This window comes from Bacillus sp. YH3-2-B2 (assembly GCF_053663335.1).
In genome coordinates, this window is the sequence record NZ_JBSJQE010000003.1 from 870,539 (window position 1) to 888,795 (window position 18,257).

Annotated in this window: 15 protein-coding genes, 1 pseudogene and 1 other annotated feature; of the genes and pseudogenes, 8 read left to right on the forward strand and 8 right to left on the reverse strand. The window is 47.7% G+C overall.

What is annotated here, in order from left to right:
- Positions 1-33 precede the first annotated feature (33 nt).
- Positions 34-1,671 carry a putative polysaccharide biosynthesis protein gene (locus ACWJJX_RS14545; RefSeq protein WP_003152313.1) on the reverse strand — a complete coding sequence of 546 codons (1,638 nt, stop codon included), beginning with the start codon at positions 1,669-1,671 and terminating at the stop codon, positions 34-36.
- Between the two features lie 207 nt (positions 1,672-1,878).
- On the opposite strand from ACWJJX_RS14545, the gene ACWJJX_RS14550 reads away from it, so the two are divergent.
- Positions 1,879-3,144: a BaiN/RdsA family NAD(P)/FAD-dependent oxidoreductase gene (locus ACWJJX_RS14550; RefSeq protein ID WP_003152311.1), complete on the forward strand. Its 1,266-nt coding sequence runs from the start codon at positions 1,879-1,881 to the stop codon at positions 3,142-3,144.
- Between the two features lie 176 nt (positions 3,145-3,320).
- Positions 3,321-4,857 (forward strand): annotated as a pseudogene (gene opuD, locus ACWJJX_RS14555) (glycine betaine transporter OpuD).
- Positions 4,858-4,892: 35 nt separating this feature from the next.
- Here the strand turns inward: opuD and ACWJJX_RS14560 are convergent.
- Positions 4,893-5,075, reverse strand: a complete 183-nt coding sequence (locus ACWJJX_RS14560; RefSeq protein WP_003152309.1) for a sporulation protein Cse60 — start codon at positions 5,073-5,075, stop codon at positions 4,893-4,895.
- A 200-nt stretch (positions 5,076-5,275) separates the two neighbouring features.
- Here ACWJJX_RS14560 and ACWJJX_RS14565 point away from each other — a divergent pair, with 200 nt between their 5' ends.
- Genes ACWJJX_RS14565 through melA form a run of 5 tightly spaced genes read left to right on the forward strand, consistent with a single transcriptional unit; the run spans position 5,276 to position 10,670 of the window.
- On the forward strand, positions 5,276-6,301 hold the full coding sequence (locus ACWJJX_RS14565) for a LacI family DNA-binding transcriptional regulator (protein WP_454023071.1): 1,026 nt from the start codon (positions 5,276-5,278) through the stop codon (positions 6,299-6,301).
- Between the two features lie 41 nt (positions 6,302-6,342).
- Positions 6,343-7,620: an ABC transporter substrate-binding protein gene (locus ACWJJX_RS14570; protein ID WP_167860358.1), complete on the forward strand. Its 1,278-nt coding sequence runs from the start codon at positions 6,343-6,345 to the stop codon at positions 7,618-7,620.
- On the forward strand, positions 7,617-8,531 hold the full coding sequence (locus ACWJJX_RS14575) for a carbohydrate ABC transporter permease (protein ID WP_454023072.1): 915 nt from the start codon (positions 7,617-7,619) through the stop codon (positions 8,529-8,531). Before ACWJJX_RS14570 ends, ACWJJX_RS14575 begins: the two co-directional genes overlap by 4 nt.
- Positions 8,528-9,349, forward strand: a complete 822-nt coding sequence (locus tag ACWJJX_RS14580) for a carbohydrate ABC transporter permease (RefSeq protein ID WP_003152305.1) — start codon at positions 8,528-8,530, stop codon at positions 9,347-9,349. Before ACWJJX_RS14575 ends, ACWJJX_RS14580 begins: the two co-directional genes overlap by 4 nt.
- A 22-nt stretch (positions 9,350-9,371) precedes the next feature.
- A complete protein-coding gene (melA, locus tag ACWJJX_RS14585; RefSeq protein WP_454023073.1) occupies positions 9,372-10,670 on the forward strand; it encodes an alpha-galactosidase MelA in 1,299 nt (432 codons plus the stop codon).
- Between the two features lie 36 nt (positions 10,671-10,706).
- On the opposite strand, the gene ACWJJX_RS14590 is transcribed toward melA, so the two are convergent.
- The 4 genes from ACWJJX_RS14590 to ACWJJX_RS14605 all read right to left on the reverse strand — a co-directional run bounded on the left by ACWJJX_RS14590 (position 10,707) and on the right by ACWJJX_RS14605 (position 14,872).
- Positions 10,707-11,183 carry a GNAT family N-acetyltransferase gene (locus ACWJJX_RS14590; RefSeq protein ID WP_236823031.1) on the reverse strand — a complete coding sequence of 159 codons (477 nt, stop codon included), beginning with the start codon at positions 11,181-11,183 and terminating at the stop codon, positions 10,707-10,709.
- Positions 11,184-11,267: 84 nt separating this feature from the next.
- The gene (locus tag ACWJJX_RS14595; protein ID WP_003152299.1) at positions 11,268-11,579 is read right to left on the reverse strand and encodes a rhodanese-like domain-containing protein; all 312 of its coding nucleotides are present in this window, start codon (positions 11,577-11,579) and stop codon (positions 11,268-11,270) included.
- A 117-nt stretch (positions 11,580-11,696) separates the two neighbouring features.
- Positions 11,697-14,111 carry a leucine--tRNA ligase gene (leuS, locus tag ACWJJX_RS14600; protein WP_003152297.1) on the reverse strand — a complete coding sequence of 805 codons (2,415 nt, stop codon included), beginning with the start codon at positions 14,109-14,111 and terminating at the stop codon, positions 11,697-11,699.
- A gap of 109 nt (positions 14,112-14,220) precedes the next feature.
- Positions 14,221-14,434 (reverse strand) — a binding site (T-box leader).
- Between the two features lie 102 nt (positions 14,435-14,536).
- On the reverse strand, positions 14,537-14,872 hold the full coding sequence (locus ACWJJX_RS14605; RefSeq protein ID WP_015418038.1) for a DUF4257 domain-containing protein: 336 nt from the start codon (positions 14,870-14,872) through the stop codon (positions 14,537-14,539).
- Positions 14,873-15,261: 389 nt separating this feature from the next.
- Between ACWJJX_RS14605 and ACWJJX_RS14610 the strand changes: the two genes are divergently transcribed.
- On the forward strand, positions 15,262-16,047 hold the full coding sequence (locus ACWJJX_RS14610) for an STAS domain-containing protein (RefSeq protein ID WP_156735674.1): 786 nt from the start codon (positions 15,262-15,264) through the stop codon (positions 16,045-16,047).
- A 40-nt stretch (positions 16,048-16,087) separates the two neighbouring features.
- Here the strand turns inward: ACWJJX_RS14610 and ACWJJX_RS14615 are convergent, their stop codons facing one another.
- Positions 16,088-17,272 (reverse strand): MDR family MFS transporter, encoded by a 1,185-nt coding sequence (locus ACWJJX_RS14615; RefSeq protein ID WP_014305612.1) that lies wholly within the window; start codon positions 17,270-17,272, stop codon positions 16,088-16,090.
- A 195-nt stretch (positions 17,273-17,467) separates the two neighbouring features.
- A complete protein-coding gene (locus ACWJJX_RS14620; RefSeq protein WP_278071249.1) occupies positions 17,468-18,178 on the reverse strand; it encodes a YwaF family protein in 711 nt (236 codons plus the stop codon).
- Positions 18,179-18,257 lie beyond the last annotated feature (79 nt).

Consider the following 18,257-nt stretch of genomic DNA (forward strand, 5'->3'; position numbering starts at 1 on the left):
AAAGCCCGCGATAAGCGGACTATTTATTATTTCTCAATGGGCGGAATGCCTGCCTCTCCTCAAAACGCGGGGCAGACGGTTTCCAAACATTTTCTGTAAAAATCCGATTCGGTACGCGGCAAACATGTACACCGCACCGCCGACAGCGGCGCAGACAAAGACGACAATCGCCGCATGCACCTGGCCGCTTTGGTATGTTACAAAGAAGCTGAGCAGCCATTGAGTCAGCTTGACCGCGACTCCCATCACGACGGACAGGACTGCGATTAAAATGACCCGTTTTATAAGTACCGTATACGAATAGCCCGCATGGCGCTTAATCATGATAAAACCGTACAGAAGAGAAGCGATATAACCGAGCGCCGTTGCCAAGATGGCCCCGTCTCCCTGAAACAGCTTGATCAGCGGCACGTTCAGCACCACTTTTATAATGACGCCGATGAAAAGGCTCACGACAGCAAATTTCTGCTTATTAATCCCTTGCAGGATCGCGGCGTTTACGGTAAACAGAGAAAACAGAATCGCGACAGGCGCGTACCAGAACAATATATCCTGTCCGATATCCGGGCGAAGACTTTCAGAGCCGTAGAAGAACGTATAGGCCGGACCCGATAACACGGACATCCCGACAACGGCGGGAATAACCAAAAACAGAATGATTTGCATCGTCTGGTTAATCTGCTGGTTCAAAAGCTTATAATTCCTGCTCGTAAACGATTCAGTAATCGTCGGAATCAGCGTCAGACCGAAAGCGGTCGCCAGAGAAACCGGGATCATCACAAGCTTCGGCACATAAAGGGTGACAATCGCAAGCATGTCCTGGCTGATATCCTTATGGCCCGCCGCAATCATCGCTTTATTAAACGTATTCGTATCGATATATGAATACAAAGGAATCGCCAGTCCGACAAATACGTAAGGAGCGGCATAACTGAAAAGCTCAATGAACATTTTTTTATAACTTAAGTTCGCAGACGGGACGAGATTCGGCTTCATCGCCAGAAGATCGCCCTTCCGCTTATTCCAGTAAATATAAAGGACGACAAGCCCTCCGAATGATCCGATCAGCGCCGCGAAAGTCGCGTATCCGACTGCGATGACAAGGCCGCCGTTGATCACTCTTAAAATCAAATACGTTGCGCCCAATAAAAAGATGATCCGGGCAAGCTGCTCCACAACCTGTGAAACGGCTGTGGGCCCCATCATCTGATGACCTTGGAAAAAACCGCGCACAAGACTCATAATCGGCACGACCAAAAGTGCCAGACTGACCATCCGGATGACATAAACGACGTGGTCAATCGTAAGTCCGTTGTTACTCGTGCCGCCGAGAGATGTTTCCGCAAAAAACGGCGCCGAAATATAAAGAATTGAAAAAGCGATCATCCCGGTTACGAGCATAACCGACATTCCCGCTCTCAGCATCCGCCTGCTCGTCTCATAGTCTCCTTTGGAGTTATATTTCGAGACAAATTTTGAAACCGCGGCGGGAAATCCCATCGTGGCAATGTTTAAAAACAGTGTATATTGATTATATCCGTATTGAAACAAAGCTCCGCCCGTCGCTCCGACCATCGCTCCGAACGGGATCAGATAAATCATCCCTAAAATCCGCGATATATAGGTGCCGAGCGTCAGCACGAACGTGCCCCTTAACAATTTGCTTGACATGTTTCCTCATCACCATTTTCTACGAAGATTCAACTTTTCTATTTTAACACAACTGGGCAATTAGACGGTAATAATTACAGCGGGAAACTTTTTGGGAAAGCTCTTTAAAAAACAAAATACGTTTAAGGAATCCCTTTCTTTCGCTATAATAGCAGAAAGCGGACTTTTCCGCCTATTATACGTGAAAAAGAAAGTTGTTGATGAAATATGAAACATTATGACGTCATTGTGATCGGCGGCGGCCCGTCCGGTTTAATGGCTGCGATTGCGGCAGGCGAAGAAGGGGCGGACGTATTATTAATCGATAAAGGAAACAAGCTGGGACGGAAGCTGGCGATTTCCGGCGGCGGGCGCTGCAACGTGACCAACCGCCTACCTGTTGAAGAAATCATCAAACACATCCCCGGCAACGGCCGCTTTTTATACAGCGCGTTTTCCGAATTTAATAATGAAGATATCATCGCCTTTTTTGAAAAACTCGGCATTCAGCTGAAAGAAGAAGACCATGGGCGCATGTTCCCGGTGACGGACAAAGCGCAAAGCGTTGTCGATGCGCTTTTGAACCGATTAAAACAACTGAATGTCACCATCCGCACAAATGAAAAAATCAAAGAGGTGCGGTACGAGAACGGCAGGACAGCGGGCATTACGACAAACAATGACGAACACATTAACGCAGACGCTGTCATTATCGCGGTCGGCGGAAAATCAGTCCCGCATACCGGCAGCACCGGAGACGGCTATGCATGGGCGGAAGCGGCCGGTCATACCGTGACCGAACTCTTTCCGACGGAAGTGCCGGTTACGTCGTCAGAACCGTTTATTAAACAAAAAACACTTCAGGGGCTGTCCCTTAGAAACGCGGCCGTCAGCGTCCTGAATAAAAAAGGCAAACCAATCGTCACACACGTGATGGACATGCTGTTTACCCATTTCGGCTTGTCAGGCCCCGCCATTCTCCGCTGCAGCCAGTTTGTCGTCAAAGAACTGAAAAAGCAGCCCGATGTCAAACTACGCATCGATCTGTTTCCCGGCATCAACGAGGAAGAGTTATTTCAAAAGATGCACAAGGAACTGAAAGACGCACCGAAAAAAGCGCTCAAAAACGCGCTGAAGCCGTGGATGCAGGAACGGTATCTGCTTTTTCTTCTGGAACGGAACGGTCTTGATCCGCAGACAAGCTTTACGGAACTGCCGAAGGATCAATTCAGGGCTTTTGTCAAAGACTGCAAACAATTTACGGTTGCCGCTGACGGAACGCTTTCTTTGGACAAAGCGTTTGTCACAGGCGGAGGTGTTTCCGTAAAAGAGATTGAGCCGAAACAAATGGCGTCTAAAAAAATGGAAGGCTTATATTTTTGCGGAGAAATACTCGACATTCACGGCTATACCGGGGGCTACAATATCACTTCAGCCTTTGTCACGGGGCGTCTCGCCGGTTTGAATGCAGGACGTTTCTCACGCTCGCTGTAAATGGTTTAAAGCGCATTTACCTGAGCGTCCCCGTTGATAATTGACCAAAAGCATGATACAGTTTTCTGCGTTTTGTTTCACCTGATTGAGGGAACAGGAAGAAAGGAATGATCTGCAATCGTGCGACCATACTAAAAAGTGGCGTATTGAAAAAAATAGTCAGAGGGTGAGAACGTTTGAAGAAGAACATCTCCAGTGTTTTTTGGATTGTGATTGTCATCACAGCCGCTGCGGTTTTATGGGGGGCCATTTCTCCTGACAGCCTGCAGCAAGTCACTGATACGGCACAAAAATTTATTACGGATTCTTTCGGCTGGTATTATCTGCTGGTCGTTTCTATATTTGTCGGTTTCTGTCTCTTTCTCATTGTGAGTCCGATCGGCACAATAAAACTCGGAAAACCCGGGGAAAAACCGGAATTCGGCTTATTATCATGGTTTGCCATGCTTTTCAGCGCGGGCATGGGAATCGGTTTGGTATTTTACGGGGCTGCGGAACCGATCAGCCATTACGCCATCAGCTCTCCCTCAGGTGAAACAGAAACACCCCAAGCATTTCGTGATGCGCTCCGGTACACGTTTTTCCACTGGGGGCTGCACGCTTGGGCCATCTATGCGGTCGTCGCTTTATGTATCGCATATTTTCAATTCCGAAAAGACGCGCCCGGTTTGATCAGCAGCACACTGACACCGCTTTTGGGCGATAAAGTAAACGGGCCGATCGGCAAAGCAATTGACTGTATCGCGGTGTTTGCGACCGTTGTCGGTGTGGCGACAAGCTTAGGGCTCGGAGCGACTCAGATCAACGGCGGCCTGCATTATTTATTCGGCATTCCGAAAACATTTTCCATTCAGCTGATCCTGATCGCTGTCGTGACCGTGTTATTTTTGATTTCTGCGTGGAGCGGAATCGGCAAAGGGATTAAATACTTAAGCAATACCAACATGGGCGCTCGCGGCTATTTTAATGATCTTTATGCTCATTGCAGGCCCGACGGTGCTGATTATGAACTCATTTACCGATTCTATCGGCCAATACATCCAAAATATCGTGCAGATGAGCTTTCGCTTGTCTCCGAATGATCCCCAAAAACGCGAATGGATTAACAGCTGGACCATTTTCTATTGGGCCTGGTGGATATCCTGGTCGCCGTTTGTCGGCATTTTCATCGCCCGTGTATCAAGGGGCCGGACGATCCGGGAATTTTTAATCGGGGTGTTGGTGACACCTTGTATATTGGCTTTCTTATGGTTTGCGATTTTCGGTGTATCCGCGATGGATCTTCAGCAGAAAGGCGTATTCAATGTCGCGGGAATGTCAACGGATACGATGCTGTTCGGCGCACTCAGCCACTATCCGCTGACAATGGTGACATCCGTATTAACGCTTGTTCTGATCGCTGTATTCTTTATTACATCAGCGGATTCAGCGACATTTGTGCTTGGAATGCAAACGTCTTACGGCTCTTTGGACCCGTCAAACCGGGTGAAAATCATCTGGGGCGTCATCCAGTCCGCCGTGGCAGCTGTATTATTATATTCCGGCGGTCTGGCCGCACTGCAAAACACGGCCATTCTCGCCGCGGTTCCGTTTTCAGTCGTGATCCTTCTGATGATCGTGTCTCTGTACAAGTCATTAGCGAGCGAAAGAAAAGGAATCAAACAAGCGGAGAAATACCAAAAACCGAGAAGTCCCCGCGTCAAAAAAGCATAATGCACAAAGAAGCCCGGCATTTCATCCGGGCTTTTTTATTTTCGGTATAAAATGAGAGCGGAAAAACAATAAAGCTGCTCACCTTCAGGATCACAGGCCGCCGCTACCGTATATTTAATATCAACGAGCTGTTCATCAGAAATCCCCTTTAAAAATGTATTGACTTCAGTCTGCAGATCCTTTTCATGCTCCTCATCAAAAACAGCTATCTTCAGCACATCACCCTCTCCTTTCTCTATCAATTTATTCCGGTTCAATTGAAATATGATAGAGAAAAACAGATTTTCTTTTTTACTGATTTTTACTAAAAGTAACCAAAAATAGGTGTTGAAAACGCTTACTAACATATGATAATATCATTTTAACAATAACCAGGTCATTTCTGTTTAGTAAATATTTAGTAAAAAGGAGATGCGAAATGGTCCGTCTCAAAGATATTGCCTTACAGGCATCTGTATCCAGCGCGACAGTATCGAGAATTTTGAATAAGGATGACTCTTTGGCCGTGACTGATGAAACAAGAGAAAAAGTTCTGAGGATCGCCGATGAGCTGGGCTATCAGCCGTCGGCAAAAAAACGGAAGAACCGCAGCCGCAGCGATTCAGCGCCCCTGATCGGCGTTGTCAGCTGTCTGTCACCGGAAGAAGAACGGCAGGATCCTTATTTTTCAGCGATCCGAAAAGGCATTGAGGAAGAATGCTTTCGGCAAAAAGTTTTTATCACATCTTCTATCCATCTCGGGTCTTTTCAAGAGCATATGTTTCACGATCTGGACGGCGTGATCGTAATCGGCAGCCTGCAAGACGAGGCGCTTACGAATATCAGCGCCGCTTTCAGGCACGCGGTATTTGTTAACGGCACCCCCGATCCCGTCCGCTACGATTCCGTCAGCGTGGATTTTTATGCCGCAGCGCAAAAGGCGATAGAACATCTTCTGTCGCTCGGTTACCAGCGGCTCGGTTATATCGGCGGCCGGGAGCGGGAGCATACCGTCATAGACGGTGTAAACAGCAATAAAACGATTGAGGATAAGCGTCTGACCGCTTTCTTACAAATGGCCGGCGCCGGGCCGGAGCATGTACTGATCGGCGAATACAGCATGCACGAAGGGTTCCGGCTGATGAATGAAGCCATCAAAGGCGGAAGTCTCCCCGATGCCTTTTTTATCGCAAGTGATTCGATGGCTGTCGGCGCTTTAAAAGCCTTGCAGGAAGCCGGCCTTCAAGTCCCGCGCGATACGGCAATTGTCAGCTTCAACGGAATTGATGAGGCAGAATACGCCAGCACGCCGTTATCAACGGTAAAAGTATACACGGAAGAGATGGGCCGGACGGGTGTCAAATTGCTTCTCGACCGTTTAAACGGCAGAACCGTCCCGCTGGCCGTGACGCTCCCCACTTCATTGATTGTCAGACAAAGCTGCGGCTCACAAGAAAGGAGGTGACATGTCCCGCAGCGTTTATATCATATTTAAAGGAGGAAAAGATGAAACGCTTACTGGCTTTGTTTCTTTCTTTTACTTGCATGATACTTCCCGGCTGCTCGGCAGAACGGAGCGGCGCCGGAGAAAAGCAGAAAACATTGACAGTCTATTCCACAATATCCTCAGACAGCGAACGCGCCGTATTCAGAAAGTTGGCTGATTCATTCCAAAAAGAACATCCGGACATTCAAGTAAACGTTCATTTCCCAGGCAATGACTACGAAAATATGATGAGGGTCAGAATGGCGGCCGGTGACATGCCCGATCTTTTCGACACACACGGCTGGGCCAAAATCCGCTACGGAGAATATACCGCCGACCTCAGCGGCATGTCTTGGACGAAGCGGCTCGATCCGAATTTAAACAGCATGCTCAAAGACGCCAAAGGCAGAATATACGCCTTCCCTCTGAATCAGGCAAAGGACGGACTGGCCTACAACCGCACAATGTTGGAAAAATACGGAATCAAACCGCCGGGAACAATGGATGATTTTATGAAGGCACTGAGACAGATTAAAGAAAAAAGCGGCGGAACAGTCACCCCCTTTTGGTTTCCCGGCTATGAGAAAAGCTCATTTGCCCAATATTACGATCAATTCGCCGCACCGCTTCTCATCACAGATCCCGCACACCGTTTCAAAAAACAGCTGTTAAACGGAACCTTCCGCTGGACACACTTCACCTATTTATCTGACAAACTGAAAGAGATGCAAAAGGAAAACCTGCTCAATATAGATGCCGTGACGGCAAAACGGTCCCAGCTCATTGAACTGATGGCGCAAAACAAAATCGCCTTTACGCTGCAGGGCGGCACCCTCGGCCAAGACGTCGCTCAAATCAATCCGAAGGTAAAAGTCGGCATCATACCGACTCCGGCCATCCACAAGGGAGACGCGCCGGTTTGGATCGGAGGCGAACGTTACACGCTGGCGGCATTCAAGGATTCCCCGCGGCTTGAAGAAGCGAAACAGTTCATCGCATTTATGGCCCGTCCCGAGCATGCGAAATCAATTGCCGAAGCGACCTCGCTTCCGGCCGGATTAGTGAATGTGCAAACGGACATTTTCTACGCAAATGACTATAAGCGCTATCAGCATATTAAGGTGCAGCCTTATTTTGACCGCCTTTATTTGCCGAACGGAATGTGGGATGTGATGGGGACAGCCGGGCAGGAGCTGATGGCCGATATCTTAACCCCCGCGGAAATTTCGGCGAAACTCGGCAGGGAATATAAGCGGCTCCGTCTTCAATCTGATTCACAAGGAGCTGAAAAAGAATGAGTGATCTTGCAAGAGAAACCCAAGGATTTCAGCATCAAAAGCCGGTAAAACCCGCGTCACTGTGGTGGATGTACGTTCCCGCTCTTGCCACGGTTTTTATTTTTATGATTTTTCCGTTTGTCAAAGGCGCTTTTATCACATTTACAAACTGGAACGGCTTCTCACAGACGTATCAATGGGTGGGGGTCACTCAATATAAAAGGCTTTTTACAGATCCGGACACGTGGCTTGTTGTGAAAAACACTTTGCTTTACGGCATCGGAAGCACTTTTTTTCAGAATATGCTCGGACTTTTATATGCGCTGCTTTTGAATCAGAGCTTAAAAATGAAGGCGCTCACAAGAACGATCGTCTACCTGCCCGTCATTATCAGTCCCCTGATTATGGGATACATTTGGTATTTTATTTTCTCATATGACGGGGGTGCGCTGAATGATGTACTTGGCGCACTGGGACTCGGTCCTGTCAACGCCTTGGCAAGCCCTGCGGCAAACCCTTGGATTATCGTCATGATTAACACGTATCAATACGCAGGCATTGCGATGATTGTATATTTGGCGGGGCTGCAAAGCATTCCGAAAGATTATTACGAAGCCGCAAAAATGGATGGCGCGGGAGGTCTTCAGCCGTTTTTCACCATCACCCTGCCATTATTGATGCCGGCTGTCACCATCAACATGGTCATCAATATCATCGGAGGGCTGAAGCTGTTTGATGTCATTTTCGCGCTGACCGCAGGCGGGCCGGGCAATTCCTCTCAATCGATGTCGACGTTTATGTATGATTTATATTTTAAACGGCAGGATGCGGGATATGCCGCCGCCCAAGGCGTGTTTATGTCCGTTATTATTCTTGTCATCAGCTTTTCGGCTCTCGTGTATTTCAAGCGAAAGGAGACGGAAATGTCATGAAAACAGCCCGAATGCGGATCTTTACGCTGTTGGCTGCCGTTATCTCGTGCGTTCATATTGTCCCCTTTTATATTTTGCTGACCACGTCATTAAAAGCAAAAGGAGACTACAGTTCAAAATGGTCGCTGCCATCCGCCTTTTCATTTCAGAATTTTCGTGAAGCATGGGAGCGTGCCTCTCTCGGGCAATCCTTTCTGAACACGATCATCATTACAGCCGTTTCCGCCGCCTTGCTAATTTTCATGGGTTCGCTTGCCGCATACCCGCTCGCAAGAAGAAATACAAAGCTGAACAAAATCGTCTTCGGCCTTTTGATTTCAATCATGATCATCCCGCCTTTGACTTCCATGGTTCCTTTATACAAGATGGTCGCTGATGCGGGGCTGGTCAATACGCATGCCGCAGCCATTCTCATTAATACGGCTGCATATATGCCGCTGACCGTTTTCTTATATTCAGGGTTTATCCGCTCCTCTATTCCGAAAGAACTTGAGGAAGCCGCCAGGATGGACGGCGCGGGATTGATCAGGACTTTTTATACGATCGTGTTTCCTTTGTTGAAACCGATTACCGCAACGGTCTGTATTATTTCCTGCGTGTTTATCTGGAACGATTACCAATTTGCGATTTTCTTTTTACAAGATCAAAAGGTGCAGACATTGACCGTGGCCATGGCGGGATTCTTCGGCGAAAACGCGAACAATCTTCACTTAGTCGCCGCAGCCGCAATTATGGCGATGCTGCCGATGGTCGTATTGTTTTTGGCACTTCAAAAATATTTTATCTCAGGGCTGTCCTCCGGGGCAGTCAAAGGCTGAGAAGAAAAGGGAGGAATTTCTGTTGAAGAAAATTACGTTTATCGGAGCGGGGAGCACGATTTTCGCAAAAAATGTATTGGGGGACTGTTTACTGACTGAAGCATTAAACGGATTTGAATTCGCGCTTTATGATATTGACGCTGTACGGCTGAAAGAATCTCAGCTCATGCTGGAAAACATGAGAGACCGCTACAATCCGAGTATATCCATCATCTCCTACGATGACCGAAAACAGGCGCTTACACACGCCGGCTATGTGATAAACGCCATTCAGGTCGGAGGCTATAAACCCGCGACGGTCATTGACTTTGACATCCCGAAACGGTACGGTCTCCGCCAGACGATTGCCGATACCGTCGGAATAGGCGGCATTTTCCGTTCCCTCCGCACCATCCCCGTTTTATTTGACATCGCAAAAGACATGGAAGAGGTCTGCCCGGATGCGTGGCTGTTAAACTATACAAATCCGATGGCCTCTCTGACCGGAGCGATGCTCAGACATACAAATGTCAAAACGGTCGGCCTGTGCCACAGCGTCCAGGTCTGTACCAAAGATCTGTTTGACTCACTCGGCATGGATCACGAAGGTACGGAAGAACGCATTGCCGGCATCAACCATATGGCTTGGCTTTTGGAGATTAAAAAAGACGGAATTGATTTATATCCGGAAATTAAAAGACGGGCACGCGAAAAACAAAAGACGAAACATAAGGACATGGTGCGGTTTGAGCTGATGGATAAATTCGGCTGCTACGTAACGGAATCATCTGAGCATAATGCCGAATATCACCCGTATTTTATAAAAAGCCGGTATCCGGAGCTGATAGATGAACTCCAAATTCCGCTTGATGAATATCCGAGGAGATGCGCGGAACAAATCAAAAATTGGGAAACGATGAGAGACGGCATCATCAACAACCAAAACCTGACGCATGAACGCTCGAAAGAATACGGTTCGAGAATTATAGAAGCGATGGAGACGGGCCGTCCGTTCACATTCGGCGGCAATGTGCTGAATACAGGGCTGATACCGAATCTGCCGGCGAAAGCGGTCGTTGAAGTGCCGTGCGCCGCCGTCAAAAACCAAATTATGCCGTGCTATTCCGGCGAACTTCCGGAGCAGCTCGCGGCGCTCAACAGAACAAACATTAACACACAGCTTTTAACCATCGAAGCAGCCGTTACATTAAAAAAGGAAGCCCTATATCAAGCGGCCATGCTTGATCCGCATACGAGCGCCGAGCTTTCCATGAATGACATCATCTCTTTGTGCGATGACTTATTTGAAGCGCACAAAGACCGGCTTCCGGCTTATCATTGATCATTCGCGATCCGGTCCTGGGCGGGCCGGACGCTTTTATATGTTCAGCACCAGTTTGACCGTCTGTAAGGTGTGTCCTTTAAAATCTTCTTCAAATTCACATACCCTTTGAAACCCTTTCGCTTGATAAAAGGACAAGGCGATGCGGTTCTCTTTTTCTGCATGGACATAAAGCTTTTTTACCCCGCCGGACTGCCTGATGCATTCTTTAAGAAGTGCCGTGCCTATCCCGCTTCCCTGGCAATCCGGGTCAATATAGATGGCGGTCAGCTCCGCATTTCCGTCTTTTTGAACCGGGGTGACATTTGCAAAACCGAGCACTCGCCCCTCTTCTTCTGCCACAAAGAACAAAGAATGCAAGAGCCGGCGTTCCATCATCTCATCCTGATAGGCGGATTCGAGAAACTGATCCTGAATGTGTCTGGGAATAATCCCTTCATACGTATGATGCCAGCTTCGTTCTGCGACTTGCCGGACCTGTTTGATATCGTTTGTTTTCATCGCGCGGATCATCGGTTTCACCTGATTCGCCTCCCGTTTTTTTATAAAAAAAGAAGAAAAAGACGCACGTCCCTTTTCTTCTTTCACTTCAAAGCGTTATTTCTTCGGCTTTGTTTCACCTTCCCACTCCAGCATGCCGCCTTCAACATTAACTGTACGGAAGCCCTGCTCATGTAAATACATACAAACGTTCATGCTTCTTTTTCCGGAACGGCAGATAAATACATATTCCTTGTCCTTGTCTAACGCATCCATCTTCTCAGGGATGTCCCCCATGCGGATATGAACGGCCTCCGGAATCATTCCTTCGGCAACTTCTTCGTCTTCTCTGACATCAATCAGATACAGCTCTTCTCCCGCTTTTAATTTTTCTTCCAGTGCGGCTGTGCTGATTTCATTTATTTTCAATGCGTGACACTCCCATTCATCTTTATGGTGTTAAGTATACCAAAGCCCGCGGTGCAATTTCTATGATAGAGGCCTGATAAAAAAGCCCCTCTCTGTAAGAGAGGGGGCTTCGTCCGGTCAGTTTGCCACGATATTGACAAGCTTGCCCGGTACGGCAATGATTTTTCGGATCGTTTTTCCTTCAAGCTGCTCTTTTACTTTTTCGTCAGCTTGTGCGAGCTGTTCTAACGCTGCTTTATCAGCATCAGCCGGAACCATTAATTTCGCTTTTACTTTTCCGTTCAGCTGGACGACGATTTCCACTTCATCGTCCACCAGTTTTGATTCGTCATAAGCAGGCCAAGCCTCATATGCAATCGAACCTTCGTGGCCGAGTTTTTCCCACAGTTCTTCCGCCAAATGCGGCGCAACAGGAGAAAGCAGCTTCACAAAACCTTCGATATATTCTCTCGGCAGTTCATTCGCTTTGTAAGCTTCATTAATGAAGACCATCAGCTGAGAAATGCCCGTGTTAAAACGAAGGGCTTCGAAGTTTTCTGTCACTTTCATGACCGTTTCATGATAGACGCGCTCAAGAGTTTCGCCCGCGCCTTCTGTCACTTTACCCGTCAGCTCGCCGTTTTCCTCGATAAACAAACGCCATACGCGGTCAAGGAAGCGGCGCGCTCCGTCAAGGCCTGATTCAGACCAGGCGATAGATGCATCAAGCGGCCCCATAAACATTTCGTACAGGCGGAGCGTATCTGCTCCGTGAGACGCTACAATTTCATCCGGATTGACGACGTTTCCGCGGGATTTACTCATTTTTTCATTGTTTTCCCCGAGAATCATCCCTTGGTTATACAGCTTTTGGAACGGTTCTTTCGTCGGCACGACACCGATATCATAGAGGAATTTATGCCAGAAACGAGCGTACAGAAGGTGAAGCACGGCATGCTCCGCTCCTCCGATGTAAATATCAACGGGCAGCCATTTATCCAGTTTCTCAGGTGAAGCGAGCTGATCCGGATTTTTCGGGTCGATAAAGCGGAGGAAATACCAGCAGCTTCCCGCCCATTGCGGCATCGTGTTCGTTTCTCTTCTGCCTTTTCTGCCCGTTTCAGGATCAGTGACTTCCACCCACTCTTTAATGTTGGCAAGCGGTGATTCACCTGTTCCGCTCGGTTTGATCTCATCGGTTTTCGGCAGAATCAGCGGCAGCTCTTCCGCCGGAACGGCTGTTGACGTGCCGTCTTCCCAATGAATGACCGGAATCGGCTCGCCCCAATAGCGCTGGCGGCTGAACAGCCAATCACGCAGACGGTATGTCACTTTTTTCTCACCGTTTTTCGTTTCTTCAAGCCAGGCGATCATTTTTTCAATCGCTTCCGCTTTATTCAGTCCGTTCAGAAAGCCGGAATTGACATGTTCTCCGTCTCCCGTGTACGCTTCTTCTTCCGTGTTTCCGCCTTTTACGACTTCTTTGACAGGCAGGCTGAACACTTTGGCGAATTCAAAATCCCGTTCGTCATGCGCCGGCACGGCCATTACAGCGCCCGTTCCGTAAGAGGCGAGGACATAATCCGCTATCCAGATCGGCAGCTTTTCCCCGTTTGCAGGGTTTACGGCATATGCACCTGTGAAGACGCCCGTTTTTGTTTTCGCAAGATCCGTCCGTTCCAGGTCACTTTTCGCCTGAACTTCTTTAACATAAGCGTCTACCGCTTCTTTTTGTTCAGGCGTCGTGATGGCCTCCACAAGCTCATGCTCAGGAGCCAGTACGGCATAAGCCGCGCCGAACAGCGTGTCCGGTCTTGTCGTAAACACCGTAAACGTGTCATCAGTGCCGTCGATCGCGAAATGCACGTTTGCGCCTTCTGAGCGTCCGATCCAGTTGCGCTGCATGTCTTTAATGCTTTCAGGCCAGTCAAGTTCTTCTAAATCTTCAAGAAGCCTGTCCGCATAAGCGGTGATTTTCAGCATCCATTGTCTCATCGGGCGGCGTTCAACCGGATGGCCGCCCCGCTCGCTTTTGCCGTCAATGACTTCTTCGTTCGCAAGCACCGTTCCGAGCGCCGGGCACCAGTTGACCGGCACTTCGTCTACGTATGCGAGCCCTTTTTCGTACAGCTTGGTGAAGATCCATTGCGTCCACTTGTAATAGTCCGGATCAGTCGTATTGATTTCACGATCCCAATCATAAGAAAATCCGAGTGATTGGATCTGGCGGCGGAAATTATCTATATTTTGTTTTGTGAACTCAGCCGGATCATTTCCCGTGTCAAGCGCGTATTGCTCGGCAGGAAGCCCGAACGCGTCCCATCCCATCGGATGAAGCACATTGTACCCTTGCATGCGTCTCATGCGAGAAAGGATATCGGTTGCCGTATAGCCTTCCGGATGTCCGACATGAAGGCCGGCTCCTGAAGGATACGGAAACATGTCAAGCGCGTAAAACTTCGGCTTGTCATTCTCTTCACTGACGGCGAACGTTTTATGATCCAACCAGTAATTCTGCCATTTCTTTTCTATTTTTTCGTGCTGAAAACTCAACGTAAAAACCTCCTTCTGATTGAATACGGCGTATGTAGTCCAAGTATTGACGGGATGAGGAAGATTATATTCAGATTATTCTAAAACTAAAAAAAACTCCCTCATCCCTAAAAGGGACGAGAGATTTTTGTTTCCCGCGGTACCACCCTCGTTAGCGCGGTTTTAAGCCGCACTCACTTGATACTTTTAACGCAGTTATGCGTCAGCGGTTTTGCCGCTGCAACTCTGAGGCGAGTTCGGAAACAGACTTGATTGACTTGCACCGGCCGTCAACTCTCTGAGTGCGAAATCTGCTTCTTACTGCTCCTCTTCACTGTTCTTATCGCTACCGTAATCTTACCTGTATTTTATAGAATTCTGTTCATAAGTGCAAGCAGGTTTGTATACAATGGGAATGTACCCGGAACGGGTCGTGAGCGGGGATATTATTTTGATGGAGGATTTTTTTGCTGGTGTGGTTTTGCTTCGGCCGAATCACTGTTTTGTTCTCTGACAAAATCAAAGCTCCTGAGAACAGCTTCTCCGCCGTAGCCTGCGATTATGGATAAGATGACGAGTTGAATTCCTGAATCGGGGTCAGCGGATAAGACAAGTAAGATGGAAGCAGCCATTCCGATAAAACCATCTTCCAAAAAACCGAGATAGATAAACCGCTTTGTCATTCTGGGTTTCTCCAGCCTGCCTCTCTTTTTCACATGGCCGAGAACCCCCATGATGCCTCCAATTACACAAGCAATTATTACCTGATGCAGCATCTTCATCACCTTCCTAAAGCCCTTATTTAGTAAAGCGACTTCAGGCCATCCAGCCCCCTTACGAATACGATGATTTTCGATATCTACATACCGGCGATTGAACAGGAATGTAAAAAGCTTGTTTCTTCCATTATATGTGAACACATGATCGGTAAGCTTGATGCATTAGATTCATTTTTCACCCAGTGACAATGACCTAGTCACTTACTTAGCGATGATGTGCCTTCCCCTTATATATTCAGTGTATATGAGGACAAGCCCGAATGACAAATTGCAAACTTCGGCTGCTTGAATCAGAACATATGTTATGCTACGGTTACTGTAGATTCATTTAAAAAGGGGAGAAACAACGGCTGAAAAAAGCGCGCAGCTTTACGGCCAAAAGGGGGTTTTACATGGCTGACTCAAATGTATCCGGAAAACTGGAGCAGCTGGAGCTTATCAAAAAGGCGCTTGATCACGCACGCATCGGCGTGGTGATTACAGACCCCTCTCTTGAGGACAATCCCATCATATATACAAATCAGGGATTTATGGATATGACAGGCTACTCTTCCGAAGAGATATTAGGTAAGAACTGCAGATTTCTGCAAAGCAAAGAAACCGACCGTCAACAAGTCGCGAAAATAAGAAAGAGCTTAAACCAGAAAGAAAAGATCACGGTGCGGCTGAAAAATATCAAAAAAGACGGCACCCCGTTTTGGAATGAACTCAACATTGATCCTCTGTATGTTGAAGACAAGCTCTATTTTGTCGGTTTTCAAAAAGACATTACAGAGCAGAAAGAATACGAAAAGCTCCTTGAGGATTCCCTCACAGAAATCACGACGCTTTCAACACCGATTGTTCCGATCCGAAACGGCATCTCCGCCTTGCCGTTAGTGGGAAACTTAACGGAAGAACGATTTGATTCAATTGTGACAACTTTGACGGACATATTAACCGCATCTAAAGATGATTACTTAATTATAGACTTATCAGGTTTGGCCGAGGTAAACGAACAGACCGCAGACCGGATTTTCAAATTGCACCACCTGCTTAAATTAATCGGCACAGAACTGATTATCACGGGTATCAAGCCTTCCCTCGCCATGAGAATGAATCAGCTTGATGCCAGCTTTTCTTCATTAAAGACATATTTAAACGTTAAGGACGCCGTCAACGTGCTTCCGGTCGTATAAACAAAAAAATCCCGCCGAAACAGCGGGATTTTTTATGTCGTCATCGCACTTGGACGTTTTGTTTATTAACGGTTTTCAGGCGTTTGTCGTACAGCACCGTCGCTGCGATGCTGACAACAAGAAGCACCATCAGGATCAACAGCAGCACGCTCATGCCGTACTGATCAACCAGCACACCGCCAAGGAGCGGCCCGATCATTCTGCCGCCCGTCGCCGCACTGTTGACAAATCCTTGGTAAAACCCTTCTTTCCCCTTAGGCGCAAGCTGATTGGCAATGGTAGGCACGGCAGGCCAGACAAGCATTTCTCCGACGGTTAAAATCACCATTGCGGTGAGGTACATCGGAAATTGCTTGGCGCTAAGAAGCACGCCGAACGAAACGATAAAAATACAAAAGCCGATGACCATCTGCGTTTTTAACGCGCCGGACCATTTTTTCAGAACAGCTCCTATGAGAGGCTGTCCGGCGACAATTAATATTCCGTTTACGGTCCAGAGCACACTGTATAATGAAAGCGGCATACCGATGCTTTGAGTATGTGACGCAACGGTTGTGGACCACTGCGAATAGGCAATCCACCCGAGAACATACCCGCCGCTCAATATGAGAAGCGCCGTAAATTTCGTTCTGCTGCTGACAGGCTCGTAGTCCAGAACAGAAACCTGGCTCGCATTTCCGGTTTTGATATTTCGAAACCCGAAAAATACGATAAGGAAAAACAGCACATAAAGCAAAGCATTGGCTAAAAACACGTACGTAAACGAGTATGCTGCAACCATCCCGCCGAGTGCCGAGCCCACGGCGACACCTGCGTTCTGAGCTACATAAATCGCATTAAAAGCTCTCCGCCCGCCTTCTTTCCATACCGCTCCCGCCATGGCGTAACTGGCCGGAAACACGATACCGGAACCGAAGCCGACAATGATGAGCAGCCAAATATAAACGGGCCATTGGTGAAACAGAACGAGTCCGAGAAGACTTGCCAATGTGATCATAATGCCCAGCATAATGGATTTGAATCCGCCGATTTTATCAAACAAAAATCCGCCGCATAAATTCCCCGCCACACTGGCCCCGGAATTCAGCATCAGAACAATCCCCGCAACAGTCAGCGATTTCCCTAAATGATTATGAATATAGATCGTATTCAGCGGCCACAAAAAAGATGCGCCCGTCACATTGATAAACATTCCGATGATTAATATCTTCAAAGCGCGCGGCATACCGATCCCCCTCTCTCTATAAAAAACCCCATGAAAAAACGGAAACCGCAAGCCGCGGCTCCGTATCGATCACGTTATCATAGCACATTCATTCTATCGCCGCGGACGTCTTTTTTCAACATCAGAATCTGAAAAAAATAATGCCGGAATGTTGAAAAAATTACAAATGATTGGATTCGCAAAAACAGACCGGCTTCATGCTCTTTTCCTCAGCAGCCAAAACGGAATATACAGAATGAAAAAGCTCAATATCACCGCCGCTTCCATTGATAGAAGATACCACGGCCAAGGTCCGAAAACATTCAGAAGCGAAGCGGTCTTCGGTTTTTTCATTAAATATAGATAATTTGCATTCAGCACACGATCAATAAAAAAGACACACGCCCCGTACAGATTTACGATCAGCACCGATACCCACAGCCCGCGCGCCGACGGCCTGTACCTTTCTGAAGCTGCCATGAATAGACAGGTGAGAAAAACAGAGCCGTGGGAGACGAAAAACACGATATACCGAAAATGCGGGAAAGAATACGCCCCTAAATCAGGTGTTGCCATCGCCTGTACGGCGCTGCCCAAACCGGCAAAATAGAGGAAGGCGAACAGCTTTTTGCTTTTTGTCATGACCATCAGCATCGCCAAATAGACGGAAAGGTCGCTCAGCTGCAGCGGCAGAGCTGTTTTCAGCGACCATGCATGATGACAAAGCAGCCATATATGATAGCTGATCTGCGACACGGCAAGGAGAATGAATAGTACATAGCGGATCATGCGGCTCTGGTTGAGCTTTTTCCGGAATACGATCACGCCCGCCCCCAGCAATCCGATGATCAACAGCGTGAAAATGTGTTCCTTGGAAAAAAGATGAAAGGCCCCTGTTTCAGATTTCAATTGAAAATACTTCTGCATAAGGCTCCCCCGTGCGAAAAAATGACGTATGTCTATTCTTTTAAAAATCGCTTTCTTCTATTCATACAAAAAAAGCCTC

Excerpts from the sequence above, each read along its gene's own strand:
- ACWJJX_RS14570 (WP_167860358.1), top strand. The coding sequence starts at position 6,343 with ATGAAACGCTTACTGGCTTTGTTTCTTTCTTTTACTTGCATGATACTT.
- ACWJJX_RS14610 (WP_156735674.1), top strand. The coding sequence starts at position 15,262 with ATGGCTGACTCAAATGTATCCGGAAAACTGGAGCAGCTGGAGCTTATC.
- ACWJJX_RS14590 (WP_236823031.1), bottom strand. The coding sequence starts at position 11,183 with ATGATCCGCGCGATGAAAACAAACGATATCAAACAGGTCCGGCAAGTC.
- ACWJJX_RS14615 (WP_014305612.1), bottom strand. The coding sequence starts at position 17,272 with ATGCCGCGCGCTTTGAAGATATTAATCATCGGAATGTTTATCAATGTG.
- ACWJJX_RS14550 (WP_003152311.1), top strand. The coding sequence starts at position 1,879 with ATGAAACATTATGACGTCATTGTGATCGGCGGCGGCCCGTCCGGTTTA.
- ACWJJX_RS14575 (WP_454023072.1), top strand. The coding sequence starts at position 7,617 with ATGAGTGATCTTGCAAGAGAAACCCAAGGATTTCAGCATCAAAAGCCG.
- ACWJJX_RS14565 (WP_454023071.1), top strand. The coding sequence starts at position 5,276 with ATGGTCCGTCTCAAAGATATTGCCTTACAGGCATCTGTATCCAGCGCG.
- ACWJJX_RS14580 (WP_003152305.1), top strand. The coding sequence starts at position 8,528 with ATGAAAACAGCCCGAATGCGGATCTTTACGCTGTTGGCTGCCGTTATC.
- ACWJJX_RS14620 (WP_278071249.1), bottom strand. The coding sequence starts at position 18,178 with ATGCAGAAGTATTTTCAATTGAAATCTGAAACAGGGGCCTTTCATCTT.
- ACWJJX_RS14545 (WP_003152313.1), bottom strand. The coding sequence starts at position 1,671 with ATGTCAAGCAAATTGTTAAGGGGCACGTTCGTGCTGACGCTCGGCACC.
- ACWJJX_RS14605 (WP_015418038.1), bottom strand. The coding sequence starts at position 14,872 with ATGAAGATGCTGCATCAGGTAATAATTGCTTGTGTAATTGGAGGCATC.